Annotated in this window: 24 protein-coding genes; 2 read left to right on the forward strand and 22 right to left on the reverse strand. The window is 34.9% G+C overall.

Translation table 11 applies throughout. The features are described from left to right. Nucleotides 1-132: 132 nt before the first annotated feature. The 13 genes from A5821_RS11770 to A5821_RS11830 form a co-directional block, all read right to left on the reverse strand. Nucleotides 133-762 carry a hypothetical protein gene (locus A5821_RS11770; RefSeq protein WP_086314749.1) on the reverse strand — a complete coding sequence of 210 codons (630 nt, stop codon included), beginning with the start codon at nt 760-762 and terminating at the stop codon, nt 133-135. Then, complete coding sequence (locus tag A5821_RS11775; protein ID WP_086314750.1) at nt 755-1,939, reverse strand: DUF916 and DUF3324 domain-containing protein; 1,185 nt, start codon at nt 1,937-1,939, stop codon at nt 755-757. The genes A5821_RS11770 and A5821_RS11775 overlap by 8 nt, the downstream gene beginning before the upstream one ends. Before the next feature lie 93 nt (nt 1,940-2,032). Then, the gene (locus A5821_RS11780) at nt 2,033-2,884 is read right to left on the reverse strand and encodes a WxL domain-containing protein (RefSeq protein WP_170923030.1); all 852 of its coding nucleotides are present in this window, start codon (nt 2,882-2,884) and stop codon (nt 2,033-2,035) included. Nucleotides 2,885-2,910: 26 nt separating this feature from the next. Further along, nucleotides 2,911-3,732 (reverse strand): WxL domain-containing protein, encoded by an 822-nt coding sequence (locus A5821_RS11785; RefSeq protein ID WP_086314752.1) that lies wholly within the window; start codon nt 3,730-3,732, stop codon nt 2,911-2,913. 47 nt (nt 3,733-3,779) lie between these two features. Beyond that, on the reverse strand, nt 3,780-4,601 hold the full coding sequence (locus A5821_RS11790; protein WP_086314753.1) for a WxL domain-containing protein: 822 nt from the start codon (nt 4,599-4,601) through the stop codon (nt 3,780-3,782). A 15-nt stretch (nt 4,602-4,616) separates the two neighbouring features. After that, complete coding sequence (locus A5821_RS11795; RefSeq protein ID WP_086314754.1) at nt 4,617-5,321, reverse strand: WxL domain-containing protein; 705 nt, start codon at nt 5,319-5,321, stop codon at nt 4,617-4,619. After that, nucleotides 5,318-5,638, reverse strand: coding sequence for an LPXTG cell wall anchor domain-containing protein (locus tag A5821_RS11800; RefSeq protein WP_086314755.1), 321 nt, complete (start codon nt 5,636-5,638; stop codon nt 5,318-5,320). The genes A5821_RS11795 and A5821_RS11800 overlap by 4 nt, the downstream gene beginning before the upstream one ends. 18 nt (nt 5,639-5,656) lie before the next feature. After that, nucleotides 5,657-8,893, reverse strand: a complete 3,237-nt coding sequence (locus A5821_RS11805) for a hypothetical protein (protein ID WP_086314756.1) — start codon at nt 8,891-8,893, stop codon at nt 5,657-5,659. 155 nt (nt 8,894-9,048) lie between these two features. Further along, nucleotides 9,049-9,792 (reverse strand): winged helix-turn-helix domain-containing protein, encoded by a 744-nt coding sequence (locus A5821_RS11810; RefSeq protein ID WP_086314757.1) that lies wholly within the window; start codon nt 9,790-9,792, stop codon nt 9,049-9,051. Nucleotides 9,793-10,070: 278 nt separating this feature from the next. Continuing rightward, nucleotides 10,071-11,585 (reverse strand): helix-turn-helix domain-containing protein, encoded by a 1,515-nt coding sequence (locus tag A5821_RS11815; protein ID WP_086314758.1) that lies wholly within the window; start codon nt 11,583-11,585, stop codon nt 10,071-10,073. 767 nt (nt 11,586-12,352) lie between these two features. After that, nucleotides 12,353-13,333, reverse strand: coding sequence for a dimethylarginine dimethylaminohydrolase family protein (locus A5821_RS11820; protein ID WP_086314759.1), 981 nt, complete (start codon nt 13,331-13,333; stop codon nt 12,353-12,355). Between the two features lie 80 nt (nt 13,334-13,413). After that, nucleotides 13,414-14,178, reverse strand: a complete 765-nt coding sequence (locus A5821_RS11825) for a peptidoglycan amidohydrolase family protein (RefSeq protein WP_086314760.1) — start codon at nt 14,176-14,178, stop codon at nt 13,414-13,416. A 27-nt stretch (nt 14,179-14,205) separates the two neighbouring features. After that, nucleotides 14,206-14,550: a hypothetical protein gene (locus tag A5821_RS11830; protein ID WP_086314761.1), complete on the reverse strand. Its 345-nt coding sequence runs from the start codon at nt 14,548-14,550 to the stop codon at nt 14,206-14,208. Between the two features lie 273 nt (nt 14,551-14,823). On the opposite strand from A5821_RS11830, the gene A5821_RS11835 reads away from it, so the two are divergent. Beyond that, the gene (locus A5821_RS11835) at nt 14,824-15,354 is read left to right on the forward strand and encodes a hypothetical protein (RefSeq protein WP_086314762.1); all 531 of its coding nucleotides are present in this window, start codon (nt 14,824-14,826) and stop codon (nt 15,352-15,354) included. Between the two features lie 411 nt (nt 15,355-15,765). On the opposite strand, the gene A5821_RS11840 is transcribed toward A5821_RS11835, so the two are convergent. The 8 genes from A5821_RS11840 to mnmE form a co-directional block, all read right to left on the reverse strand. After that, complete coding sequence (locus A5821_RS11840) at nt 15,766-16,158, reverse strand: barstar family protein (protein WP_086314763.1); 393 nt, start codon at nt 16,156-16,158, stop codon at nt 15,766-15,768. Nucleotides 16,159-16,174: 16 nt separating this feature from the next. Next, complete coding sequence (locus A5821_RS11845) at nt 16,175-16,558, reverse strand: hypothetical protein (protein ID WP_086314764.1); 384 nt, start codon at nt 16,556-16,558, stop codon at nt 16,175-16,177. 13 nt (nt 16,559-16,571) lie between these two features. After that, nucleotides 16,572-18,002 carry a T7SS effector LXG polymorphic toxin gene (locus A5821_RS11850; protein WP_170923031.1) on the reverse strand — a complete coding sequence of 477 codons (1,431 nt, stop codon included), beginning with the start codon at nt 18,000-18,002 and terminating at the stop codon, nt 16,572-16,574. Then, a complete protein-coding gene (locus A5821_RS11855) occupies nt 17,992-18,366 on the reverse strand; it encodes a DUF3958 family protein (RefSeq protein WP_086314766.1) in 375 nt (124 codons plus the stop codon). Before A5821_RS11855 ends, A5821_RS11850 begins: the two co-directional genes overlap by 11 nt. Continuing rightward, a complete protein-coding gene (locus A5821_RS11860; protein WP_086314767.1) occupies nt 18,363-18,653 on the reverse strand; it encodes a TIGR04197 family type VII secretion effector in 291 nt (96 codons plus the stop codon). Before A5821_RS11860 ends, A5821_RS11855 begins: the two co-directional genes overlap by 4 nt. A 230-nt stretch (nt 18,654-18,883) precedes the next feature. Further along, nucleotides 18,884-19,795: a helix-turn-helix domain-containing protein gene (locus A5821_RS11865; protein WP_086314768.1), complete on the reverse strand. Its 912-nt coding sequence runs from the start codon at nt 19,793-19,795 to the stop codon at nt 18,884-18,886. A gap of 684 nt (nt 19,796-20,479) precedes the next feature. Continuing rightward, on the reverse strand, nt 20,480-22,387 hold the full coding sequence (gene mnmG, locus A5821_RS11870; RefSeq protein WP_086314769.1) for a tRNA uridine-5-carboxymethylaminomethyl(34) synthesis enzyme MnmG: 1,908 nt from the start codon (nt 22,385-22,387) through the stop codon (nt 20,480-20,482). Nucleotides 22,388-22,400: 13 nt separating this feature from the next. Continuing rightward, nucleotides 22,401-23,798 (reverse strand): tRNA uridine-5-carboxymethylaminomethyl(34) synthesis GTPase MnmE, encoded by a 1,398-nt coding sequence (mnmE, locus tag A5821_RS11875; protein ID WP_086314770.1) that lies wholly within the window; start codon nt 23,796-23,798, stop codon nt 22,401-22,403. A gap of 310 nt (nt 23,799-24,108) precedes the next feature. Here mnmE and A5821_RS11880 point away from each other — a divergent pair, with 310 nt between their 5' ends. Further along, complete coding sequence (locus A5821_RS11880; RefSeq protein ID WP_086314771.1) at nt 24,109-24,450, forward strand: hypothetical protein; 342 nt, start codon at nt 24,109-24,111, stop codon at nt 24,448-24,450. A gap of 210 nt (nt 24,451-24,660) precedes the next feature. Here A5821_RS11880 and jag read toward each other — a convergent pair whose 3' ends face one another. Further along, nucleotides 24,661-25,440, reverse strand: a complete 780-nt coding sequence (jag, locus tag A5821_RS11885; protein WP_086314772.1) for an RNA-binding cell elongation regulator Jag/EloR — start codon at nt 25,438-25,440, stop codon at nt 24,661-24,663. Nucleotides 25,441-25,442 lie beyond the last annotated feature (2 nt).

The following is a 25,442-nucleotide window of genomic DNA, read 5'->3' on the forward strand; positions in this document are numbered from 1 at the left end:
AATTTTCTGTCTAGTAAAAAAATATATCTATTTTCATTCCAATAAACAGAACTTTTCTTCTACTCCAACTGTTTATTAGGATTATTTGAGGCTAAGATACGACTCATAGAGTTATATCTTGGCCTCTTATTTTTATTTGATTACTATTAGGTCTTCAGTTACGAAATCTTCCGTTAGGAAATGGATTTTTGTTGGCATTATTCCATATCGCCATGCGTTTATTTCAAACTGAAAATAGGAATCTAAATTTTCAGCCCCAAAAGCCATGAGTTTTGCTTCAGATGTGTATTCCAACGTTAATTGTTCGTTTGTTTCTTTTACAAGCTTATAGTAATTCCTTTGTTGTTTGATCGCTTCAAGCTCTTGTTTATCTTGTTTTTGTTTATTAATCAATAGATGTACAAATGTCTCTTTTCCGCGATAATGCGTTGAATCGACTGGAAAAATAGTTGAATTTACTTCCATGCGAACACCATCCATTCCATTAAGTTTTTCCACAACCAACGTGGCTCGATTTCCAGATATTTTTAGTTGATATGATTGATTGGCATTAGTTTGCCAATTACCAGATACTTTTTGATTCATTGGAAATAATCGATAGCTCAAAAGTAAAATAAACCCTATTAGTACAAAAATACTTAGACCTACCACGATTTGTCCTAAAACAAAATAGCTATCTTTTTCTGCAGTTTTTTCCTGCTCCGATGTAGGATTTAGTGTGCTCATTCCTTCTTTTTCAGAAACATTTTGTTCTTTAGCCATTTTTATATCCTTTTTTCTTGATCTGTTTTTCTGAACGTTTTTTTCCTGTGGGTTGTGGTCTCTTCTTTCTTTGTCGCTTTTTTCTTTGTGCCTCTATTTTTCTTCGTTTCCGCTTTTTCTTTTTTTGTCTTCTGATAAATAGGATTACTAAAATAATTAGGAATAAAATACCTACTCCTAATGCTACATAAAGCGGCCAATTGTACGTCTCTTCTAAGTCAATAGCGGACTCATTCAGTTCTTTTGCTTCTTCTTGTGTAATTTCAAAATCATCTTGCCATTGCCAGTTTTGCCCTGTTGCTTTTGACTCAGCTGATAATTCAATTCGGTATTTTCCTGGTTTGAACGGTTGGCTTCCCCATGGAACCTGATAGTGAAAATAAGAATTAGGAGCCATGCGATAACCTGAGACAGCACGTTCGACGAGTACTTCCTTAGCATTTTCAGCGTAAATTTTAGCATGATAGGTCATCTCGTCAATGTTCGTCGGAGCAATATTTCTAATTTTAGATTTGATAATGTTACGTCCTGCTTCTTGTGCAGCTAAAGTCTGGCCTTTTTCATAGAGTAAATCAGCTTCAACTGGATCATCACTTTCTGTCAATTTGATCCCTACAGAATAGACAACTTTATTCTTGATTTGCATGCCACCTTCAGTATTTCCTTGTTCCTCTTGATTTTCTGAAAGTGACGTTAAATAAATACCACCCAATACCATTCCCTTAAATGGCTGATCTGGAACTTTTAGACGAATTTTAGTTGTGACTTTACTCAATGCAGGGATTGTTATTTCTTTATCCGTTGTAGCTATATCCGTGATTGCAAGAGTTAGTGAGTCATCGTATTGGTAGTCTTTTTCTCTTTCTGAGTAATCGATCAAGCCATTGTCATTGGTAATTCCAGGATTAATCATCACAGCAACTTTTTGTGTTTCTTTTGTGGAATTGTATAATTCTAAATCAAGTGTCTGCTCCTGTCCTGGTTTAACACGTAAATCATAATATGTAACATCAGGGTTCAGTTGATTTTCAGGCAAAACGGCTTTTACTGAAAAACCACCTGTTTCAGCTTCATTCGCCTGACTTCGTATTGGTAATCCGCATAAAAAAACTATCATACAACTCATTAAAATAGCTGTTCTTATAACGAAATGTTTCTTACTAAGTTCTCTTTTCATTATGTACAAGATAATCTCCACCTCTATTTATTTGCTACATTATTGGAAAAGTTCGGGTCGAAGCTTTTATGTAAGTTTCGACCCTCTTTTCTTTTAAATTGAATCAATCAATTCCCATGTAAGTGTTGCTTTATAATTTTTACCTTTTTCTGCTTGCTCTCCTTGTGGTACGAAAAGTTTCACATTTGTATTGTTGGCTATTGCTTTATAATCCTTGTCTGATTTATATTCTTTATCAAAAACGACTGAAGAGATAGTCGCATTTGCATTTTTGCCAGCTTTTACCTTCAATAAAGAAATACTGTTTTGTTTGCTGATTGGGATAGCGACTGCAGTATCAGTTTTAAGACCTGGTGCATCTAACAATGTTGAGGCATCACCATCACGACCGTTAGCGTCTTCTTTGTCCACTTTGTTATTTCTAAGTGTTTTATTGTATAACTCGATACGCGTATTTTTTAATTTTTTAGTTGCATCATTTACTTGCGTAAATTCTGTTGCGGAAACTTTCACTTCAAACTGCCCTGTCGTTCCACGCTCATCAACGATTTGTGTAAAATGCGGAATATTGATTTTAGGATCCGTTTCTTTCGGTTTTTCCCCATTTGTCGCTACTTGGTAGGTTGGCATTACCGCATCATAACGCATAGATTGCGCTTTAATATTTACTTCACCAAACTTAATATGAGGGATATTTGAAAAACGTAAACTTCCCGTAGTAAATGCTCCATCGTCGCCAATCCAAATATTGTCTTCGACCGTACCTGGTTTTACCAAACCTAAAGATTCTGGTGCTGGATTTACTGGATCAACTGGATTATCTTTAAAGGTCACAGTTGACTCTGTATTTTTTTCTTCTGTCACAGCAAAACTAGTGATAGGTAGAAATACTACACTGCTCAAAAGTAGTGTGGAAATAAGTTTTATTGTTCTTTGTTTTTTCATTTTTTTTCCCCATTTCATGTTTTTTATTAAATACTATCTGTCAGTGTCCAAATTAGATTGGCAGAGTATGTTGCTTTTTCTTTTTTATCTTTTCCTGGTGTGCGGAGCTTAAGTCCTCCATGATCGATTGAAAGTGTTTCTTGTTTTTCTGCGCCATAAAAGGTTGCATCATTGTCGTAATCTTTGGATGAGGCAAAGACAATCGATGTTTTAGAACCATCTGTTGTTTTTGCTTCTTTTGTTGCCATGACTTCTAGAGCATTTCCTTTTGCTCCAACTGGAATATCTACAGGTTTAGAATCACTTAATCCTAGGACACCACTAACTAATACAGTTGCATCTGGCTCTACTGTGTTAAATAGTTGACCTTCATGAATTTCAATTCGAGTATTTTCTAGTTCATTTTTCTCGTTCTTTGTATTTTGAAAAGCTTTTTCTTGGTGCACGGTCAACTTCCAGGAACTTTGAATCCCTCGTTCATCTGTGACTTGTGCAAAACTTGGAATTTTTACCTTTGTTTCATCTTCACCTACTGTACCGCTTCCCCATAAGGCTTGATAATATTCAATTTTTGAACTTATTTTTTGTTGACCAAATCGAATCGCTGGAACATGCTCGATACGTAAAGAGCCATTTGTAAAGCTTCCATCTGCTTTTTCAGGATAAATTCGCTCTCTTTCTTCGGGTCCTTTTCCTGGTACGACAGGATTTCCACCATTTGCATCATTAGGAATAAATTCTAAGGTCGTCTCTGTCGACGCTTCTGCTTCAGCTGTCATAGTTGCTTGATTAAGCCCTCCAATCAATAGGATTTGTGACATACTAAATAAAAACACTCGAAATTTCATTCTATTCTCCTCATATACTTTATTTTGTTACGATCTCCCATTAAAGCTTAGGGTGCCGAAACCAATTCCCAAACTAAATCTGTGCTGTAATCTTTGGACGTATCAATGATTTGTCCTCCAGGAATAGTCAATTTTACTGCTGCATTTCTTGTTGTTTTTGTTTCATCCGCTTCAGCATTTTTTTGAATACCAGAATCTCCTTTAACTGGTATTTTTTTATCGAGATCCCCCACTCGGACAGACCAACTTCCGTAGCCTTGACTTTCAACGTTTTTAGCCTCAGTGATTTTTACTGAACTACCTGCATCTGTCCCAATAGCCGTCTCTTCCATAGCTTTTGGAACAGTTGGAAATTGTTTCTCGTTACTAATGGAGCTATTACTTTGAACGGTCATATCTTTGAATGCTAGTGTCGCTTTAAATTGTTTGCCGTCAGCTGAACGAAAAACGCGGTCATTTTTTAAATTAACGGTCCAGCCTTTTGTTCCGCCTCTCAAGTCCACGATCTCATAGAAGGTTGGACGTTCTTCTTTTTTGCCACCGATCTCTATCTCATCAAACAATGCATAAAAATCTTGTGTCTTGGTCGATAAACGGTTTTGGCCGAATCGAATAGACGGTATATAGTTAAAGCGTAAAGCTCCTGTTGTAGAACTTCCGCCAGCTGGAGGTTTGATTATACTGCCGTCTCCTTCATGTTGACCTCCTTTCCCAGGATCACTGACCTCTATCCCATTGGAATCAGAGCCATCTCCTTCTAAAAAGTGGATATCTCCTTTTGTTGTCGTCGCATTTGCAATATTGCCTTGCATTATTATTGCTAACAACAATGTGCCCAGTGTTGCAGTTGCTAATATTGTCTTTTTCATCTCTTTTCTCCTTTTTTATAGACTGTTTGTTAACGTCCAAATCAATGTTGTGTTATATTGCCCAGCTTCTTTTTTGATTTTTCCAGGAATATAAACAGATATGCTTTTATTTGCTTCGTTCCCCTCCTTTCCAAACTGGATAGACCAAGTCCCTTGCCCTGTTTCTTTAGTCGCTCTGGCAACAAGTACTGGCTCATTTACTTTTGTTAAATTAATCTCTTTTTCTGGGAAATAAGGTGCTGTGGCATCAGATAATAGTCCTTTAAGAACTAAATTTCGGAAAGAAAATCGAGTGTTCTCTAACATAAAGCCTCGTTCATTAGTTAATGGTTTACTTTGAGCTACGGTCAGTTCCCAACCTAAATTTTTTCCAGTTTTATCTATTAACTGTACAAAATTAGGTACTTCTTTAGCTTGATTAGTTTCCTTATCCATAATACTATCTGGTTGCGCAAAATATTCTTGTGAGCGAGTGGACATTGCTTGTGCGCCAAATGACAAATTACTGACATAACTTAAGCTTAATGATCCAGCGCTTGGTGGTTGATTTGGGATAATGGGTTTCCCTGGTTCTGTTGGATCTATTGGATCTTCTGTTGTATCATCTGAAAAAAATTGAATGTTTCCACTGGTTGAATGAGCAAAAGCATCTGTTTCAAATACACAAATAAGGAAAGAGGACAAATATAATGCTAAAAGAACACGGCTTACCTTCATCATTTTCGCTTCTCTCCTTTGTATTTTTTACCAATAACTATTAACCAAATCAAAAGAAGCAAGAGACCTAAATATAGTAGAAAAAGTACAATTTCTTCCCCTGTTACAGGAAATTTACTACTTATATTTTTAGTTGTAAGATTTTTTTTGATTGATTCATTTTTCTGTGTATCTGCTATGCCTGCATTTGGAAATTTGTCATCTGTAAATGTCAAACCGACTCGAGACTCCATTTCGGCTGCGTAGCTAATAACAGTTCGATTAAACATTGCCCCTACAAATAAAAGTGAAAGCAGAAAGACAAACAGCTTCTTTTTCATTTTTAGAACTACTCCTTTCTATGGCCCAGTTGCCAATTCCCAGATAATTGTTGCAGAGTAGGATTTTTTCTTAGCTGTTCCGATTGGTACTTGTAAACTAAAGTGTCCGGTACTATCTAAGCTAACAATAGACTTTGTTTGTACTCGATTCGTATTGATCAAACTATTTTTGAATCCAAGTAGATTTTGATCGTAATATAAAACATTTGGAAGTTTATCATTCGTAGCTGAGGTGAAGTCTTTCGCCAGACGGGCATACAAATGCCACCCTTTAACGTTTTTTTCTCCTGCCTTCCGATTATCCCCGATAATGATAGCTGGATTGTTGTCTGCAGGCAGTACCGTTTGTTCTTTGGCCAAAACGCGACTTTCTTTAAAAGATATTTGTTTTGGTACAGAGATAAATCTTAATACACCTTTGAAGAACGCATATAGTTGCCATCCCTTGCCTTCTTTATAAGGAATCTCCATTCCAGCAAGAGGATATTGAGTTGTCTTATCATCTAAAATGTACCCTTTAAACTCATATCCTTGACTCTTGATTGCTTTGTCTACCTCGATCATTACTTTCGGTTCTTTATCAAAAATAAATGGTTTTCCAACTATTTGCTTAGGCAATTTAACTAGATTCGTTGTAACGTCTTGATCATTTTCATCATAAAGTTTCATCCCTTCTTCATCTATAAAAGAAACCGAAATATCCTCATAACGATAATCTATTGTCCCAACTGTTTGATCTAGCTTTTTACTTTCTGCTAAAACAGAATTATCTTTTGCTAAAATCTGAAGGATCACTCCTTGACTAATAGCACCTGAAACTGGCTCTGCTTTTCTAAATACTTGAAGAGAGTCATCTTTCACTTTTAATTTATTTTGAGTTTCATCAATTAGCGTTCCTTTAGAAATTTGATATGCTTTTACATTTCCATATTCTTTCTTCAAGAGTTGATCACTTGAAATAGATTTAGATATATCCCAAAAGATTGGGAACTTGTTAGAGCTTGTGCTAAAGACATAATCGCCATCAGCTTCTCCACCAATGAATACTTTTACTTTTATTTCTTTCATTGGCTCCCCTGCAATAGCACCGTATTTTAGCCGGAAAGTTAAATCATATATTTGCGTTTCTTTTGGATTAGTAGAGGACGCATTATTGATTCTTTTTAAATCTTCCTGATCTACTTCAACATTTAATATCCCGCCGGAAAGTCTATTGCCTTTAATCCTATCCCAGGCGTACAACCTGGCAAAATCATTCGTTCTTCTTAGCATACTTTCTGTTAGCGTCTGCGCTTGTTCAAAACTAATCGCAAAATTATGCGCATCCATCACAGCTTTGTCATTGTAGACAGATTTATTTGATAAAACACTCACAATACTTGATGTAACCGAAAATTGTTTTTGAGAGTCTGTTACAAAATAGGTAACTTGTTGAGGTCCTGTTTGATTTATATCAAAACCTAACGCTTTCCAATCAATTGGTTGTGTAATATCGTGAGGATTACGGTTAATTCTGGCATTTAACCATGGTTGATCTTTTAAATCCATACTTTTATTGAAATCATAAAAATCGTAAACTTTCACGGCATTACTATGCTCAAATTTACCTGTTGGAGAACCAGTCAATAGTTTTCTCTCTACATTTTCAGGAATTTGATAAATTGGATTGTTAGGATTAATCAATTGATCTTTCGGTGCCCGAATAACAGGCGGAAAATCTGCAACTTGTTTGATAGTTCCATAAAAAATATTGTTTTTAGTATCTACTCGTTTAGCTGTAGGTCCGCCACCTGGATATGAGCCTACAAACTGCGTTCCTTGTAAAGTTCCCGCTAAATGGACATTATCTCCTTCCATAGAAACAATGGCGTTAGGTAAGACACGTTCCCCACCTGTACCTATAGCAGACATACTTTCAATATTAAAGTTTTTATCCATAAATCCTGAAACAACACTAGGCTCTGTTCCATACCCTTTAAAATCACCTGTAAATGATGATATATATCCGAAAAATACTACTTTTCCTGTATGTTCATTTCTTGAAAAATGAAAAGAACTTGGGCTCGTTCCTCTAGGATATTCTTTCACTAGACGAACCGCTCCAGTAACAGTGTCTAAACATTTCAAATATAATGGATTTTTAGTTGAACTTGATTCAAAAAAATAGATATTATCAACATCAGAAATTTCACTCTTAATACTAATTGAAGTATCTCCTGATGAAGGTTCATACCTGTATTTTATTTTTCCAGTAGTAGCATCCCACACGTTTAGAAATGAATATTGCGGTATATCTACTGTTCGGTCTGTTTTCCCTAGTGTTGCGACTCCAATAAAATCGCCATTTCTAGCTCTAGTTACCTGTGCTAATCCGTCATATGCTGAAATTGGTTTGGGAGCCCCTAACTTTTTAGAATATAAATCGTCCGCATCCATCGCTTCCAATTTATTCAAGGTTGAATATAAACCATCTTCTGACACAGTAAAGACGTTGTAATTTCTCTTTTCGGTTGATCGCCAATAAATGTAAGATGTTTTATAAATATTGTCGTCAAAATCCGTACTTGATCGATTATAAGTTTGTCCTTCTAAAGCAAAATTTCCACTTGAAATGATCTTTCGACTAACCACATTTAGATCAGTATCAACTGTCAAAATCGCAGGTCCTTTCTCATCTCCAACATAACCTGAATAAACGATGCTGTATGTTCCATTTTTATTATCAGCAATTAGTTCAAAGCTACTTTCTGATTTTTGGATTTCATTATTATTTTTAGTTGAATTTAAATCTGGTGTCTTCCCATCTATCCATAATCTTTTAATAATTTGATTATCTTTTGAAAGAAGAACAACTTCAGATACTACCATCCAATCAGGATTTTCTAATCCGTAAGTTGAATGAGACCATATCTCCAAAATATTTCCATTTGCTGTTTTTACCGCACCATAAACCGTATCATTGATTGGTGAACTGCTTCCGTAAAGTTCTTCTTTTGTTAAATTGATAACACTGGAATCTCCTTGGAAGTAATCTGGATACTTAGGTTTTAACTCCGGTTCATAAATTGGTGGTGAATCTATAGGAATGGATACCGCCAAATCAGTCCCTGCATCAATAGTGCTTATATCAACTGGATGTGCTTTAATATTTGTATTAAAGCGATTTGTTAACAAGAAGAACGTAGTCACTCCAAAAAACATACACAAACAAACAACTACTTTATATCTTCGCTTTAGCTTAATAAACTTCCTCATTACTTTTCCTCCTTTCTAAAAGTAATAACTGCCATAAAGTTCTTAGTTTTTGAATCAGCTATTACCTTCTGTCTTCTTTCCCACCCCATCCAACCTAAACTTTGACAATACCCTAATACAAAACAGCTATACTGGTTTATACTTCTTTTTAAAGCTTATTTACTTCCCACTCTGTACCCCATTGAACGTACCGTTTGGATAACGTCCGAACTTTTATTATGTTTTTCAATTTTGCATCTTAATTTATAAACAATATTTGCTGTACGATACCTACTGATCTTCCAATCTGCACTATTGTCACTCCAAACATACTCACCTAACTCCTGATATGTAACAGCTCTGCCTAAGTTTTCATTTAAAATACTCATAAATCGAAACTCTAATCGTGTCAAAAAGATTTCCGTTTCTTCTATACAAATACTTAGGTTACTTTCTTTCAATTTGAATCCTGATATTCCTGTTTTCTTTGTCCTTGTACTTGACTGTTTTTCAGGAAACGATTCTTTTACAAAATTATTTTTCAAATGCTTTAATTTTTCTATTTGATGGAAGCTGAAACGGATTAATTCTTGAACTGTTGCCATTTCTTTTACACAAATAGTGCCATCGGCTCCCAAACTGGAATAAACTAATCTATATGGTAGTTGATCTGACAAAGAAAATACCCATAAATACGATGGATCATACTTTTTTACAGATAATATCAATTGACCAATTTCTCCAGCTGCCAATACGTTATCTTCTAGAATACAAATAATTCCTGGAGAGAAATCATTGTTATCTATAAAATCCAGTTCACTTGGTAGTAAAATATCCACTTTTCCTCCTGAAGCTTCAAATTCCTGAATATATGGTTGTGCATTCTTTTTATTTAATGTAATTAATACAATGTGTTCCACTATTAAAAAACCTCCTAATTATTGCATTTGCATTATATTTACTGACTTTCTTCTTTATTATTTAATAATTAAAAAACACAAAAGAAAATATATTTATTAATTACTAAAAATAAATGTTTTTCATTTCTTTATTATTTATATCATTTTTTATCGACTTAATTATTCAGTTTTTCCTAACGAGTTATCCCTAAATGGCATGATAAAAAAGTGTACAACCAAACTAATTTTTAGTTTGGTTGTACACTCTTCTATAAATATCTTTGATTCCTTGCGACTTATCAATTATCAATTTTAAATGGCGCAGAGTTTACTTTATTTAAAATTTCATTGTCTATTGCTTCAATTAATCGATGAATAGCATAACAATCAGAAAAAGTCTGTACAAATACTTTATTACTTGAAATATCGGTCACCTTATACTCTTTGTCTGTAACAAAAAGGTCAATATCTGAACTATATACATCTAATATTGTCACTTTATCTGAAAAAATAGTTTCAATTTTTCTACGAATAATATCTGCGATATATACTTTAGAATTTTGAACATATATTTTGACTTTCTCTTTATTTTGAACTGGTTCCAGTCGACATATCAGACTGTAGACTAGTAAATAAACTTGCCTTTTAAATGATATCTGATTTTTTTCTCCTCGGATGTTTAAAAGTCTTGAGAATACATCATGTTCACTTTCCCAATTCTCGACTATCTTTGTGACTCTTTTGAATAATTCATCTTCATAAACATTTCGCTTTGTATAAACTTCTTCTTCATACTCGTAAAAAAATCTTCTTGTATCATGAAAACTTGCTATCGCATAGATTAAAAACAGCGTCACACTAATGCGAATAAAATTGTGATTTTTTTTATTATTTTTAAAAAAACTTCCAATTATTAAATCTATTAAAGAATTACATATAACGTCAAAATTAGGCGTATTTTTAATATTGACTATCAGTTGGTTTTCTTCAGCATTTTTCTCCATTCTAATTACTTGAATCCTTAGCATTGAAACAAAAAGATAGTCAATTTCTGAAGGTTTATTTTCAAAATAGGGAAAGTAGTTAATAATATAATTAGAAATATTCGTATATATTTTTAATAATTTTCCTTTCATTTCTAAATCTATTTGTCTTTTTTTTACGAGAACATATCCTTGGCTATTCCTTTTAATAGTAATGTACAATAATAATCTCATTAATTCTTTTTGAGCAGCATCCATTTGAAAAATTGCAGGAAATTCCACATCCAAGGAATGTTCTAAAAAGTTATATGCTTCGTTTGAAAAGATCCAATTAGAACTAGCGTTGGAAAAAAAATGCAAGAAGAAATTACGAATACGATACTCTTCACTTTTCAATTCACCATTAACAGACATTTCAAGTCCAAAGCTTTCTAGTAAATCCCTAAGCTTTTTTTTATACCTTATGCATGTAGTTGTGCTGATGTAGTAGTTTTCACAAATATATTTATTTTCAACTCGTCCTTTTAAAAACAACTCTTTAATCATAATAAATAAAATGGACTTCTCTAAATAGAAAAAAGAGACATCCACATGTGAACTATTACTAAGCTTGACCGATTCAATTTTCCCCACCTTATTGTAGTATATCTCTAGATTCTTTTTATCAATATATGTATTCTCTTCAAAAGAGTCAATAACACTACGAACAGTTTTGTATGATAGTTGTGTTGCCGAACATATCTCTGACATATTTACACTTTTATTTTCATTTATTAAAAAGTCTAATACTTTGATCTTATTATTATCATGTTCACCAATAAACTCTTTCATCTCCAAACCCCTCCACTCTTCATTATTTTGTTTCAATTATATACTTAGCTATTCAGCATTGTCTATGAACTTGTAGATTTTTAGAAAGATTACCTCTCTCCGCGTTCTGCAAGTATTCTTCATCTTCTACTTTGGTATAGCCAGTCGTTGCCTTTCAATTCTTAGCGCTTTAGCACTTGGAATTTGATGCGTTCGAAACGTAGGGGAGTGATTCTATAGTACGGCGACTTCTCTCTCTTGGATCGCCAAGTATTGTTCATCATCTACTCTGGTATAGCCAGTCGTTGCCTTTCAATTCTTAGCGCTTTAGCACTTGGAATTTGATGCGTTCGAAACGAAGAGGAGTGATTCACTAGTAAGGAGACTTCTCTCCCTCTGGTCGCCAAGTATTGTTCATCATCTACTCTGGCGGAGCCAGTCGTCGTCTTTCAATTCTTAGCGCTTTGGCACTTTAAATTTGATGTATTCGAAACGAAAGGGAGTGATTCACTAGTAAGGAGACTTCTCTCCCTCTGGTCGCCAAGTATTGTTCATCATCTACTCTGGCATAGCCAGTCGTAGTGATTCACAACAAATAACCCACTCTTTGGGGAAGAGTGGGAAAAGGAGTTAAAAAATGAAAAAGTGTTTTGTTAGGGTTGTTTGTTTGGTATGAATATATAATAACCTGAAATTGTGACTATTTTGTGTTGAAAAATTGGTTTCTTTATTACGATTGTTTGGTGAAATTCTGAATTTCTTTTAGTTTTCTATAATCTTAGCCAAATTCACAACGAGTTTGTTGTTCTCAGTAATGCTTGTGTCGTACATCTGAACGAACCGCCGAATATCCTTGAAACTTCGTAATCCAATGTTTCAACTTTTATATCATATTCTTCCAATGCTGCAATCAATTCTGTAAATGCCTGATCTGTAACATACACAGATTCATTGATTGGAAGACCATTTGTCATCAATAAAGATGCGTCTTTTAAAGAAACGTTGATCTTATCCCAATTGCTTAATTCCTTCGGCAGACCGTCTAAAAAGGCTTCTTCACAGCAAATCATCAAGCCCTCTCGAACCATACTTAATGCACAATCCAGATGTAATATATCTGGGTGTAAACGCACAGGTATAACATTATAGTCCCAATGCGCTAAAAATGACTTCAGCCAATTGATTCCATTTAAATTACTAGCCAAACCAGAGTACCCAACAAATATCGTTTTATCGTATACTAAAACATCGCCGCCTTCTAAAAACGGTCCTACTTCACTTTCTGCTCCTTGCGAAATATCTGGTTGTGGCGCAGCTAAATAGACTGCTTCTGAATGGTTGGATTCCTCAATTAATATATCTCGAATCGGCAATATTTCCATACGTCGATGAGCAAATCTCAAGTTTCCTTCAATAACGAAATGTCCAAGCGTAAAAAATGGATCTCTGGAGAAGAAATTAGCATAACCATGTCCATTTTTTCTGCCTAACTCTTTTTCATATTCTGTCAACATTCTCGGTCTAATCACTTCTACCCCATAAGAAGTTAATAATGTAGCCATTTGCTCTTTCTCTTGTTCCCATTTTAGTTGCATATCCGGGTAAATTTCTGCTATATCGCCAACTTTATGATCAAATAGAGCCAGATTTTTTTCTGATAAAAAACTTGTATCTAACTCATCTTCCCCTTCTGGTAAACAAAATTGTGATTGTGCTAAAACAACTCTCTTTAACGGAGCAAATTCACTTTCTACAAAATTCGTTTTCATTAACTATCAGTCCACCTATCATTACTTTCCCATCATTATAGCAGGGTTCGGCTGTTTTTTATAGAAAGGTACTTTTTTGATTAGTTAAAAAAACCAGTTCCCCATGTTGTATTTATCTGTCCGTCATCTGGGCCCACTGCAACATAGCGGCGAGAACCAGCTTGACTGATATAACTGATCCAAACATAACCCTTACTATGAAGATAGTGATCGTAGTTGATTGCCATACCCGCTGAATAATAATCAAGTGCTGGACTAATCCTGTCATCTGGCTCTGTATCTCGGCTAACTGCTAATTGTCTATCTGGATAAAAGGTTCCTGACATTGGAATCAAACTTGATGGTTGTTTTTGTGATTCAGGTTGAAGTTTAGGGGGATTTGGCTGAGGTTTCGGCTGATTACTTTCACCTTTCCCATAACGATAAATCGTTATCGTAGGACACCCATTTAACGCCCAAATCGTATCATGATCATTGACGGTAATACCATTATAACCATAATTACAATGAATAATTCGGTCTTGATCATCTATAAAAATCCCCGTATGGCCAGAGGCTCCTCCAGAAGCTCCTCGATCTCCCCAGATAAAAATGTCTCCTTTTTTTGCAGGATAATTCCCAAATCCATCTTTTTTTACTTGGGTCCAACCACTGTTTTCTAAATGGAAGAAAAGTGTATCTGTATTCCCCATAATTCCAGTATTCAAAAAACCGCCGTTGATCAATGCGTAATAAACGGCACTTGAGCAATCATAGCTGTTGGGACCTAATCGCACGTTCATTGAGTACGTGACTTTTCCTTTACGCTCGGCCATCCATTTAATCATGTGTTCTATATTTGCCATCGTTTTTACTCCTTTCATTTATTTTTACTATAGAATCGTCTTAGCTATTTCTTGAACTTTTTTGACGATTTCTTCATCTTCCATCCAGTTATCAGATTGAATCCATTGATGGATCAGCTTCATTTTATTCGGTGTTTCTGGATCTTTATTAAGGATTTGTTCCGATTCAGACAACTCATAAGCAATCGTATTTAGGATATCAATGTCCAGTCTTTTTTGTATTTGAAGTATATATGTTAACGATGGATTCCATCGTCTACTGCCAGCTAATTTAGCCTTTCCACCTACTAATTCAGACCAATTCAGTTCTTTTTTTATTCTTATCTCATCGATTACTTCCCAAAAATCGGTGATTGTTTTGATTGTACGCATTATTTCTACCTCCTTTATTTTGATTTTCATTTGTACCTTGATTTTACTTAATATTGAGACATACGAACTCTTAACTTACTGTTAAAACTCTCCCTAATGCGGGTATTCATTTGCACCTAAAAAAGGCTAATGTTTCATGTGAAACAAAAAGTATTTTGCATCCTTTATGTAAATTAAGAAGAAAATTTAAATATAAATAGTGCGCTCTTTATATATTATGTTAAAATTAACTAGTGTTATATAAAATATTTTAGTTTACAAGGAGAAGAAAAAATGAAAAAGGTAAAAGTGGGAATGGTTTGTTTTTTAATGGGAGCTTTAGTTCTTAGTGGTTGTGGTAAGGCAAATACTAGTTCAAGTTCAGCAAGCACTGCTGCTAGTACTAGCAGTCAGAGTCAGGAAGAAAGTTCAGAATCATCTACTAGTGAGCAGGTAGAAAAAACAGCAGAATCTGAAGCTGGTAACTCAAAACAGTTTAAGCTTATGATCGAAGGCGCTCAATCACAAGTTCCTAGCTTGAAAAAGCAATACGAAGGAATGTACTCTGATATTTCTATAACTGAAGGAGAAGATAGTACAATTGTTTATACCTATACATTTGCGCAAGCACCAGCCGCTGAAGTGGATGTCGAGGCTTTGAAACCTACATTGATTAAAGGATTAAAACCAGTAATCGATGGGGCTAAGATAGTGATCCCAGATGTTAAAATTCAAGTGATTTTCCTTAACCCAGATAAAACAGAATTAATTAATTTTGTTATTACGCAAGAAGATACAGATAGCATTGAGAGCGATACTGAGTAAAAAAAGAAAAAGCCATCCCTTTTTTAAAGGGTGGCTTTTTTTGTGTGTTATGGTTGTACCTTTGCTATCTTACCTTGTTCGATATAGTCGAAATTTTGATTTTCATAAGTTTTCAAACAGATCAATGTTGCTAATTTACTATGTTTTTTAATAAAAATGGATTCATATATTTTCACTCACTCTTAATGAATGTAATCAAAATGTAGTTAAAAAAGGGGTTATGGACATTGCTTCTTCTATTTATTTTTATACTTTGAAATTCTTTTATTGATGCACTTTAACAACTTATTATTTAAGAAACCTCGCTACATCTTTAATTGATGTAACGAGGCTTTTTAAATTATAAAGATGTTCTGATCACAAATGAAAATCAATATTTTTTAACGAGATCATTATTTCTATTTATTAAATCTAATCAATTAGATAGACAATAAACCCTTTCGGTTCTCCTTTTACAACAGTAGTTAGGATTTCTTTTTCCAAAAAAGGCAAAACAAAATCTATCAATATTTCTTCAAATATGTCTTTGAGGTTATTATCATCACCTAAAAAATAAGTATAGTTATGCACAATTAACTGAGAATTATCTGTTTCAATCCAACTTAAATCTGTTAACCAATCAGTTATCCCTTCCCAACTATTAGCATCTGACAATGTATATTCTTTTTGTAATACACTAAATAATTCCATTTTATTTGATATTTCATTGCCTTTTAAATTAACAATAAAACAGTTTCCTAATTTACTAGTAGGATCAGATTCGATATACTCACATTTTGTAGTATGGATTAATTCATTGCACATGTTTCACCCCAGTATATTATGAAAGCTCTCTCCACTTAATTTTTTTACATATAAAACTTGTAGCAGTTTCATCCTCAATATCATCGCTACTATACCAATAAAAATTCCCATCTTTTTCAAAGAAGCTAGCTTCAAATATTTCTAACGTTGAATCTAAAATATTATTTATATGAAACTGATTAACACCCTCTAAACAAAATTCAATCGTTGTCATAAATTCTGATTGTCTTTGAATAAATAGATTTACAACGGGATCCGTATTCATTATCATAGAGAAATCTTCATCTACATAAGTACCACTTGTATATTTCAAATCCTTTATGCAACTATCATGGAAATTATCTAGCGATTGCATTAATTCATCTATATCCGATTGAGTTTCTAAATTTTTCCATTCCATTTTTTATTCATCCTCACTTTAATCTTTTTGGCTTTTCAGGATTTGACCAATCCCATTTGTGTCTATGTGGAAACTCATGAGTTCCATCATCTGAGTGATTGAAATCTATATCTTCTGTAGCTCTACCTTTTTCATCATAATATCTTCGTTGTTTAACACTCCCATCAGGATTAAGAATATCTGCAGAAGAATTTGGTTTCCCATCTTTAGATAACCCTCCCTTTTGGATAACTATATGATTTGGCATTTTTCCACCATTTTTAATGACAGTTCTAGGATTAATTCCACTAGGCGTTTTAACGTCCCAGTTCCCCTTACTTTTATTTCTGTCCAGTGCATAATTTTTCCCATCCTTGCTCCCAGTAATAGGTGTCCTTTTAGGCGTAACTTGCCCAGCAGTCAATGGATTATTCGCATAATAACCTGCAATCCCTGTCGCAGCAATCATACTTGCAATAGTTGCCCAGCGTTGCGCTTTTTCAAGATCAGTTAAGGGTTTTCCTGTATCATAATTTTTTCCATCTCGTAATTCAATCGCTAATTTCGTCAAATAATCAGGTTCTTCTTTACCTAAAACCGCATCTCTGCCGTAAAGCTCTATCTGATTTTTTATCCATAAATCATACGCTTCGTTTACTCGGAAGTCTTCTTGAGTGATGCGATTTGGATCAATAACCCACATCCATCTTTTCGTTCCATTAATATCGACAAGCATATATTTGCGTATATCCAATTCGCCTTGTAATTTCAAGCCGTCTGCTTTTACTTGTCTTTCCCAGTTGTCTCGTTTGGCTTTCGCTCGATTTTCTATCTCTTTTGCTCGAGCTTTCCAGCGTTCATTGATTGGTTTCGCCCAACTCATATTTAAACGAGTCATATCAAATGTTCCTGTCGCTGGATTCCAAGCTTTGCAGTTTGCTACTTGATTCAAACCTGTACTAAATTCTGCTTCACTGGCTTCGTAATCAGAAAAGATACTCGCTGAATGGGTATTATATTCATGGAACTTTCTTAATTTCTCTCGGCGTTTCTCAATAGTCTCACAGGCATTCATGTAACGCCGTTCTAAATCAGGGCGTGTTGTTTTCGCTGTGCTCATTTGTTGCTCAACATCTCGTTTGACCTCTTCGAAACGAGCGATTTGTTCTAAAATTTCATCTTCGATCGTATCAATTCCACAAACCATACTCTGATAATCGCTAAGTAGGCGTTTATTCGCACTTTCTAGTGCTTCTCCTGTCATTATAGCAGATTGACACAACGGTGTGTAAGCCACCATGAAATAGCTTTTAGCTGAATCATACGCCTTACTAGATAATGGTGCTGATAAAAAAGACTGAATACTTGTTTGTAGTGAAGCAATTGCTTGGCTTGCCTGATTATTCATTCGAGAAGCTTGATTGGCTTGTGCTTGAACTTCACCGATATAAAAACTAAGTCCCACTTGACTCTCCCTCCTTTTGCTTCCAAAAAGAAGTTTGTTCTGCATTTATTGATTCTTCTTGATCTAACAACGAGCGATATTCTTTTTGTAATTCAACTTGTTGCTCTTCAAGTTCTAGTTGCACTTTTTTAGCTAGATGAAGACTTTCGTCTCCCCGGTCTTGGTAAATAGCGCGTTCCTCTGTTTCACAACTATTCAAAACAAATTCATACGCTTGTTGCTCTTTTTGTTGGAGGTAGAAAAAAGCGTCTTGTTGCTCTTCTACTTGGCGTTGTTCTTTCTTTATACCTAGTTGATCCTGTTGCAACTGTTCAATTCGCATACGAAACTGATAATTTTTTTGATCATAATCTATATCGTTCATCGAAAACCTCCCAAATTGTTTAAGTTTGTCAATTGAGCAATATTCTGATCGACCTTTTCAAATTCTTTCGCAACGGAATGAATGTTATTTCCCGCAGAAACGACGCTGGAAGATAACAACTTTAGTCCCTGTTCATATTTATTCATTGCTTGTTTGGCTTTTGCGTTGCCCAAGACATTGGTACCTGATGAGACGGTTGAAGCACTGATACTATTCAATGTACTAGCAGATTGACTAAAAGAAGCCGAAATGCCTCCTGCAATGCTCATATAACTGTTAATTGTCATTTAAATACTCCTTTATTGCCTTTTAATATTCTCATCATCAACGGAATATCAAAAACTTTTTGTTGTTTATATTTTATCATTTAAAAAGAACCTAAGACAATTGGTCTTTTTCCCCTATTTGAGAATTTTTTGATCTAATTTTCTTATAGATTTACTTTAAGCTTTTCAATAAAATAAAGAGACTCAACAATTGTGCTGAATCTCTGTCCTATTTACACTATAACTACTTTTCATTTCAATATCCCTATAGGAAAATCATTTTCATCTATTTTTACAGTATTGGTATTTGTATACGTCAAAACTTTTACTTCTTCTTTCACTGCTTTTAATGTTTGTTCATCTCCTACAAATTCCAATAAAATAATATATGTTTGGATATTTTTCATGTAGAACATTTCTCCTGTTATCAAATACCCTAATAAGTTCTTTAAGTACTCAATATTTAAAGCCAGTCGGTAATCTGTTTTACTTATAGCCAATGTTTCTGTTTTTTGTAAATACTTTTTGGCTCCAACAAAATCTTTTCTGTAAATCCTTGATGTAATCAAATTTATCAGGATTTGACAAGCATTTTTTTTTACCTCATCTGTTCGTGAGGCTTCATCTTGAATAGGAATTGCTCTAGAAAGTAAGTATTCCTGTTGATCATCCTTCATAAGTAAAATCATATTACTTATTATCACGTAATCATATTGCTGATAATAATCTTTAGACTTTAAATAATAAAATACTTCATCTAATTCTTTTATTGAAATCGCATCAATCTCATCCCACAGCCTTGAAAAGTATACTTTAATATTTAAGTAGTTTACCCATTCTTTTAGGCTCTTATCCTTCAACCTAACTGAATCATAATAACGTAAAAGCTCTTTTTTTGCTGAGTCCTTGTTTGGGTTTTCAGCACACTCATAAAATAGTTTTCTCCACTCGTCTTGAGATTTGTCTGTTAAGCATTTTGCAAAAAATTCTTCTACTGTTAATGACATTTGATTTAATATCTCAATCAATGCATCTACTTTTATAGATTGTTTCCCTTGTTCAATTCGTGAAATAGAGGAACTTTCCATATAATCATTAACTAGTTCTTTTTGTCTAAATTTCAATTTTTTTCTAAAAAAACTAATCGTCTCACCTATATTCATGTCTATCCTCCCTAATCCCTCATATGGTTTTTTTTATCATATTTAAAAATAAATCGATAAATCTTTTTTGTTTTTTCATAATTTATCCCACTGGCGGAAATCACAAAAACATAATGTTTATTTTTTACTTTTATATTGATATACTTTACTTAATAAAATTTGGATTTTCATTTTTTATTAATTGTTTTAGAGGAGGAAAGGATTTATGTTTGGATTAGCTGCTTCATGTGTGATTTCACTATATCAGTGGATGATTACTGTTTAAAAACTAACCACTTCATACTCAAATCTTGGGGAAGAGGAAAATATGAAGTGGCATTACTCCTAGTGGAGATTACATTACTATATAACATATTATCATATATCTATGACACTGTCATTACAACTTTATATTAAAATAAAGTCTAATTTGTTTAGAAAAAAGCGCAATTTTCTATAATTAACAGTACAGTAATGATCTTATATGGATATTGTTTATCTAGTTAAAAAAAGTGATTTGGTCAAATTTTAAAACTTTTTTTCATTTACACCAAAATATTAACTAAAAAATATAATCAATAACTTTCATATAATTTTGTAACCCACGTTCCTCCTCCTATAACAAATTGAATATCCAAAAAAAGACCTATCAACAAACAGGTCTTTTTTCAATATACGTATTTATTTTCAATTTCTATTTAATTCTCAAGTATTTTCCGGTTTCAATTTCGCTATCTTCCCTTGCTCAATATAAACCATCAAAATCGATACATCCGCTGGGTTCACTCCGCTGATCCGACTTGCTTGAGCAATTGTTTCTGGTTGGATTTTTTGTAATTTTTGTCTTGCTTCTGTTGCCAAACCATTGATTGCTTCGTAATCGATATTTTCTGGAATTCGTTTGGCTTCCATTCGTTTTAGTTTATCGACTTTTTCTAACGCTTTTTTGATGTAGCCTTCATATTTGATTTGAATTTCCACTTGCTCGATGACTTTATCATCTAACTCTTCGTCTACTGCTGGGATAAATTGAGTGACTTCATGATACGTCAATTCTGGGCGTTTTAAGAAGTCGCTGGCTAAGACTCCATCTTTCAATGGAACAGAACCTTTCTCTTCTAGAAACGCTTGTACGTCCTTCGTAGGCTTGACTCTGACTGAACTCAAACGAGCAATTTCTGCTTCGACTGCTTTTTTCTTTTCAAGATAGGCTGTATATTGGTCTTCTTTAACCAAGCCGATTTCATGACCTTTTTCTGTTAAACGCAAATCAGCGTTATCATGACGTAAAATCAAACGGTATTCAGCTCTTGATGTTAGTAAACGATAAGGTTCATTGGTTCCTTTTGTCACTAAATCATCGATCATCACACCGATGTAGCCATCGCTACGTTTCATAACAAACGGATCTTTGCCTTGCACTTTAAGTGCCGCATTGATTCCTGCGATCAAACCTTGACCCGCTGCTTCTTCATACCCACTGGTCCCGTTGGTTTGTCCTGCTGTAAATAAGCCATCGATCACTTTGGTTTCAAGTGTTGGGCGTAATTGATGCGGCACAACGACATCATACTCGATCGCATATCCTGTACGCATCATTTCAGCTTTTTCTAAACCAGCAATCGAATGTAAAATATCAGTTTGGACATCTTCTGGTAGTGAAGTTGATAATCCTTGAACATAGACTTCTTCTGTATTTAATCCTTCTGGTTCTAAAAATAATTGATGGCGCGGTTTGTCAGAGAAACGAACGATTTTATCCTCGATCGATGGACAGTAACGAGCACCTACTCCTTCAACAATTCCAGTAAACATCGGCGCACGATGTAGATTATCTTGAATGATTTCATGGGTTCCTTCGTTCGTGTAAGTCAACCAGCAAGACCGTTGATCTAAATTATAAGCAGTATCTGGTGTACTAAAACTAAAGTGATTCGGTTGCTCATCCCCAGGTTGTTCTTCTGTAACAGAATAATCGATCGTACTAGATTTCACGCGAGGTGGTGTCCCTGTTTTAAAACGATCCATTTCAAGACCTAATTCTTTTAAATGATCCGCTAAACCAATAGATGGCAACGAATTGTTTGGGCCAGAAGAATATTTTAACTCACCGATGATGATTTCTCCTCGAAGTGCTGTTCCGGCTGTAATGATTACCGCTTTACTCTGATATTGTGCACCTGTTGTTGTCACAACGCCTTGGCAAATACCATCTTCTACAATCAAACGTTCCACGATTCCTTGGCGTAATGATAAGTTGTCAGTGCGTTCGATCGTGTGTTTCATTTCAGTAGCGTAAGCATGTTTGTCCGCTTGGGCGCGCAACGCGCGAACGGCCGGACCTTTTCCTGTGTTTAGCATCCGCATTTGGATGTATGTTTTGTCTATATTATGACCCATTTCCCCGCCAAGTGCATCGATTTCCCGCACCACGACGCCTTTGGCTGGACCTCCCACAGATGGGTTACACGGCATAAAGGCCACCATATCTAGATTAATGGTTAGGAGCAGTGTTTTGCTGCCCATACGAGCGGATGCTAAGGCGGCTTCTGAGCCTGCGTGGCCTGCTCCGACTACGATTACGTCATACGATTCTGCTTTAAATTGATTCATCGACTCTTCCTCTCTATTTTCCTAAACAAAATTGGCTGAATAATTGGGTGATCAGTTCGTCTTGAACACTATCACCGACGATTTCACCTAAAAAGTCCCAGCAGCGAGTCATATCCATTTGGACTAAATCCACTGGCATGCCAGCTTCGATTCCGCGAATGACTTCATCTAGCGCTATTGCTGCTTGATCTAGTAAGGCGATATGGCGGGTATTGGAGACATATGTGGCATCTTTTTCCCCTGTTTGTCCGCCGAAAAATAAATCAGCGATTTTTAATTCTAATTGTTCCATCCCTGTATTGGACAAAACGGAAACTGGTAAAATTTCTTCATCCTTAACAAGTTGCTTTAATTCTTCTCGGTCTAATTGAGAAGGTAAGTCCATTTTATTGAGTAAGATCACACGTTTTAGCCCTTCTGTAGCAGTTAATAATTGACGATCTTCCTCACTTAGCGGCTCATTCTGGTTAAGGACCAGTAAAATCAAATCAGATTCAGCTAACGCTTTACGACTACGTTCAACACCGATTCGTTCTACGATATCTTCTGTTTCTCTAATACCAGCTGTGTCAATCAATTTCAACGGCACACCGCGGACATTGACGTATTCTTCGATGACATCGCGTGTCGTTCCAGCAATATCCGTTACAATGGCTTTTTCTTCCCGTAATAAATGATTCAATAAGCTCGATTTCCCAACGTTTGGGCGTCCAATAATGGCTGTGCTTAGACCTTCACGTAAAATTTTTCCTTGTTTCGCTGTTGTCAATAATCCTTCGATCTGAGCTTTGACGAAACCAGCTTTTTCAAGTAGTAATTTCGTCGTTAACTCTTCTACATCATCGTATTCAGGATAATCGATATTTACTTCTACTTGCGCTAATGTTTCTAAAATTTCTTGTCTTAATGAGCGAATCAAGGAAGATAGATTTCCATCTAATTGATCCAATGCAACATGCATTGCTCGATCCGTTTTCGCTCGGATCAAATCCATCACAGCTTCTGCTTGAGATAAATCCATTCGCCCATTTAGAAACGCTCGCTTCGTAAATTCACCAGGTTCGGCCAAACGTGCACCTTCTCTTAACAATAGCTGCAATAATTGATTAACAACGACAATTCCGCCGTGACAGTTGATTTCAACAACATCTTCTCTGGTAAATGTTTTTGGTGCCCGCATCACAGAAACCATCACTTCATCTAACAAGCTATCATCTTTAGGATCAAGAATATGACCATAATGGATCGTGTGAGTAGGTACATCGTTCAACTGTTTACTCCCTGAACGATACACTTTATTTGCAATAGTGATCGCTTCATCACCACTTAAACGGACAATGCTTATGGCTCCTTCACCAGGAGGCGTTGAAATTGCGGCGATCGTATCGAATTCTAATGTTATTTGTTGCATGATTGACTTCCTTTCATTAATGAATTGAGCTGTTTTTCGCGTAATAATTATTATGTTAAACGACTCTTATCTTCTTTAAAACTATGTATACATCTAATTTTGTCTACAAAAAAAGCGCCCACTCCACCCCTATTTTTTCAGGTTGGATCTAGCACTTTCACTGCATCAATTCCTATTAATTTCTTGAAATAGAATAGCATATTTTTATATTTTTCGCAAGATTGTTTATTTACTAAAAGTGTTCGTTAACTTTGCATTTCTTTCTTTTTATCTTTAAAATAAACTTATATAAGGCGAGGAGGTTCCTATGATGAAACGAACAAAAAAAGACGAATTCAATGAACAAGAATTAGAAAATCGTTTAAATGGAATCACATTATCTACAGGAAACGTTAGTAGAAAGTATATCGTTCGAGATATTGTTTTTGCGACAGATCGAATTGAGACCGATTTATTTTCACCCGATGTCAATCCAAATGATGTCTTCAGTGGCGTGTATCGTCAACTAAAAGTGATCGCATTTGAGTATGAAGCAGATGCTGTGATCAACTGCCATTTTGAAGAAAAATATGTGGAGTACCAAGGGAAATGGGTCGTGGAAATATTTGCTTATGGTACAGTCGTACAATTTACACAAACCAATATTGGCTAAATAAAAAAACCTGATTCTAAAAGAACCAGGCTGGAAGAAGCACGAATGCTTCGACTACTTTATCATCGTATTTTGTACGTTGATAAGAATGATTTCGTTTAAAATATACTTTGTTTAACAGTATTTGTCAATGTATTTTTTATGACGTTACTTGATTTAAATAAAAAATGACCCTTTAAAAAATTGCTTTTAAAGGGTCATTTTTATTGCTTAATAATGCTTTTTCGCAGGTTCAACCACTAAGTAGCGATACGGTTCATCGCCTTCTGAATGTGTCTTGATGTGATCATCTTTACTCAAGGTAAAGTGAATTTGTTTTCTTTCAAATGCTGGCATTGGTTCCAGAAAGACTGGACGACCAGTTTGTTTGACTTTTTCTGCCGTTCTTTCTGCTAAACGTTGTAAGATTGCTTGACGTTTTTCGCGATAATCGCCAACATTTACCACGACTGACAATTTATTTTCTGCAACACGATGGACAAAAACTTGTGCTAAATATTGCAGAGCGTTTAGGACTTTTCCATGTTTTCCAATCAAAATCCCTTGTTTATCTGTATCTAAATGGAAAACCAACAACCCATCTTTACGTTCTAAGCGGACTAAAGCCGGCGCATTCAACTCTTTTGAAATGGTTGTTAAATACATTGCTAATTCAGTGATTGCTTCTTCATCATTTAAGTTTTCCAAGACTTTGGGCTGTGAGGAATCAGAATCTGATGTTTTAGCTGCTAACAATTCTTCAACAGCTGTTTCTACTTTAACTTCCTCATCTGTCACAATAATATCTTCGACTGTCTCTGCAACTGCTTCTGAAATTTGTTCACTAACAGTAGGTTCAATCGATACTTGAGCAAGTTTTTTACCAAAACCTAAGAAACCTTTCTTAGCGTCTGTGATCACGCTGATCTCTACTTCTTCTTTTGATAAATTCAGTGCGTTTAAGCCCTTAGTTGTTGCTTCTTCAATTGTGTTTCCCTCATATACCGGCATCT

The sequence above is a fragment of the Enterococcus sp. 7F3_DIV0205 genome (assembly GCF_002141365.2).
Classification (GTDB): domain Bacteria; phylum Bacillota; class Bacilli; order Lactobacillales; family Enterococcaceae; genus Enterococcus_L; species Enterococcus_L palustris.

Excerpts from the sequence above, each read along its gene's own strand:
- A5821_RS11770 (WP_086314749.1), bottom strand. The coding sequence starts at position 762 with ATGGCTAAAGAACAAAATGTTTCTGAAAAAGAAGGAATGAGCACACTA.
- A5821_RS11775 (WP_086314750.1), bottom strand. The coding sequence starts at position 1,939 with ATGAAAAGAGAACTTAGTAAGAAACATTTCGTTATAAGAACAGCTATT.
- A5821_RS11780 (WP_170923030.1), bottom strand. The coding sequence starts at position 2,884 with ATGAAAAAACAAAGAACAATAAAACTTATTTCCACACTACTTTTGAGC.
- A5821_RS11785 (WP_086314752.1), bottom strand. The coding sequence starts at position 3,732 with ATGAAATTTCGAGTGTTTTTATTTAGTATGTCACAAATCCTATTGATT.
- A5821_RS11790 (WP_086314753.1), bottom strand. The coding sequence starts at position 4,601 with ATGAAAAAGACAATATTAGCAACTGCAACACTGGGCACATTGTTGTTA.
- A5821_RS11795 (WP_086314754.1), bottom strand. The coding sequence starts at position 5,321 with ATGATGAAGGTAAGCCGTGTTCTTTTAGCATTATATTTGTCCTCTTTC.
- A5821_RS11800 (WP_086314755.1), bottom strand. The coding sequence starts at position 5,638 with ATGAAAAAGAAGCTGTTTGTCTTTCTGCTTTCACTTTTATTTGTAGGG.
- A5821_RS11805 (WP_086314756.1), bottom strand. The coding sequence starts at position 8,893 with ATGAGGAAGTTTATTAAGCTAAAGCGAAGATATAAAGTAGTTGTTTGT.
- A5821_RS11815 (WP_086314758.1), bottom strand. The coding sequence starts at position 11,585 with ATGAAAGAGTTTATTGGTGAACATGATAATAATAAGATCAAAGTATTA.
- A5821_RS11820 (WP_086314759.1), bottom strand. The coding sequence starts at position 13,333 with ATGAAAACGAATTTTGTAGAAAGTGAATTTGCTCCGTTAAAGAGAGTT.
- A5821_RS11825 (WP_086314760.1), bottom strand. The coding sequence starts at position 14,178 with ATGGCAAATATAGAACACATGATTAAATGGATGGCCGAGCGTAAAGGA.
- A5821_RS11830 (WP_086314761.1), bottom strand. The coding sequence starts at position 14,550 with ATGCGTACAATCAAAACAATCACCGATTTTTGGGAAGTAATCGATGAG.
- A5821_RS11835 (WP_086314762.1), top strand. The coding sequence starts at position 14,824 with ATGAAAAAGGTAAAAGTGGGAATGGTTTGTTTTTTAATGGGAGCTTTA.
- A5821_RS11840 (WP_086314763.1), bottom strand. The coding sequence starts at position 16,158 with ATGTGCAATGAATTAATCCATACTACAAAATGTGAGTATATCGAATCT.
- A5821_RS11845 (WP_086314764.1), bottom strand. The coding sequence starts at position 16,558 with ATGGAATGGAAAAATTTAGAAACTCAATCGGATATAGATGAATTAATG.
- A5821_RS11855 (WP_086314766.1), bottom strand. The coding sequence starts at position 18,366 with ATGAACGATATAGATTATGATCAAAAAAATTATCAGTTTCGTATGCGA.
- A5821_RS11860 (WP_086314767.1), bottom strand. The coding sequence starts at position 18,653 with ATGACAATTAACAGTTATATGAGCATTGCAGGAGGCATTTCGGCTTCT.
- A5821_RS11865 (WP_086314768.1), bottom strand. The coding sequence starts at position 19,795 with ATGAATATAGGTGAGACGATTAGTTTTTTTAGAAAAAAATTGAAATTT.
- mnmG (WP_086314769.1), bottom strand. The coding sequence starts at position 22,387 with ATGAATCAATTTAAAGCAGAATCGTATGACGTAATCGTAGTCGGAGCA.
- mnmE (WP_086314770.1), bottom strand. The coding sequence starts at position 23,798 with ATGCAACAAATAACATTAGAATTCGATACGATCGCCGCAATTTCAACG.
- A5821_RS11880 (WP_086314771.1), top strand. The coding sequence starts at position 24,109 with ATGAAACGAACAAAAAAAGACGAATTCAATGAACAAGAATTAGAAAAT.
- jag (WP_086314772.1), bottom strand. The coding sequence starts at position 25,440 with ATGCCGGTATATGAGGGAAACACAATTGAAGAAGCAACAACTAAGGGC.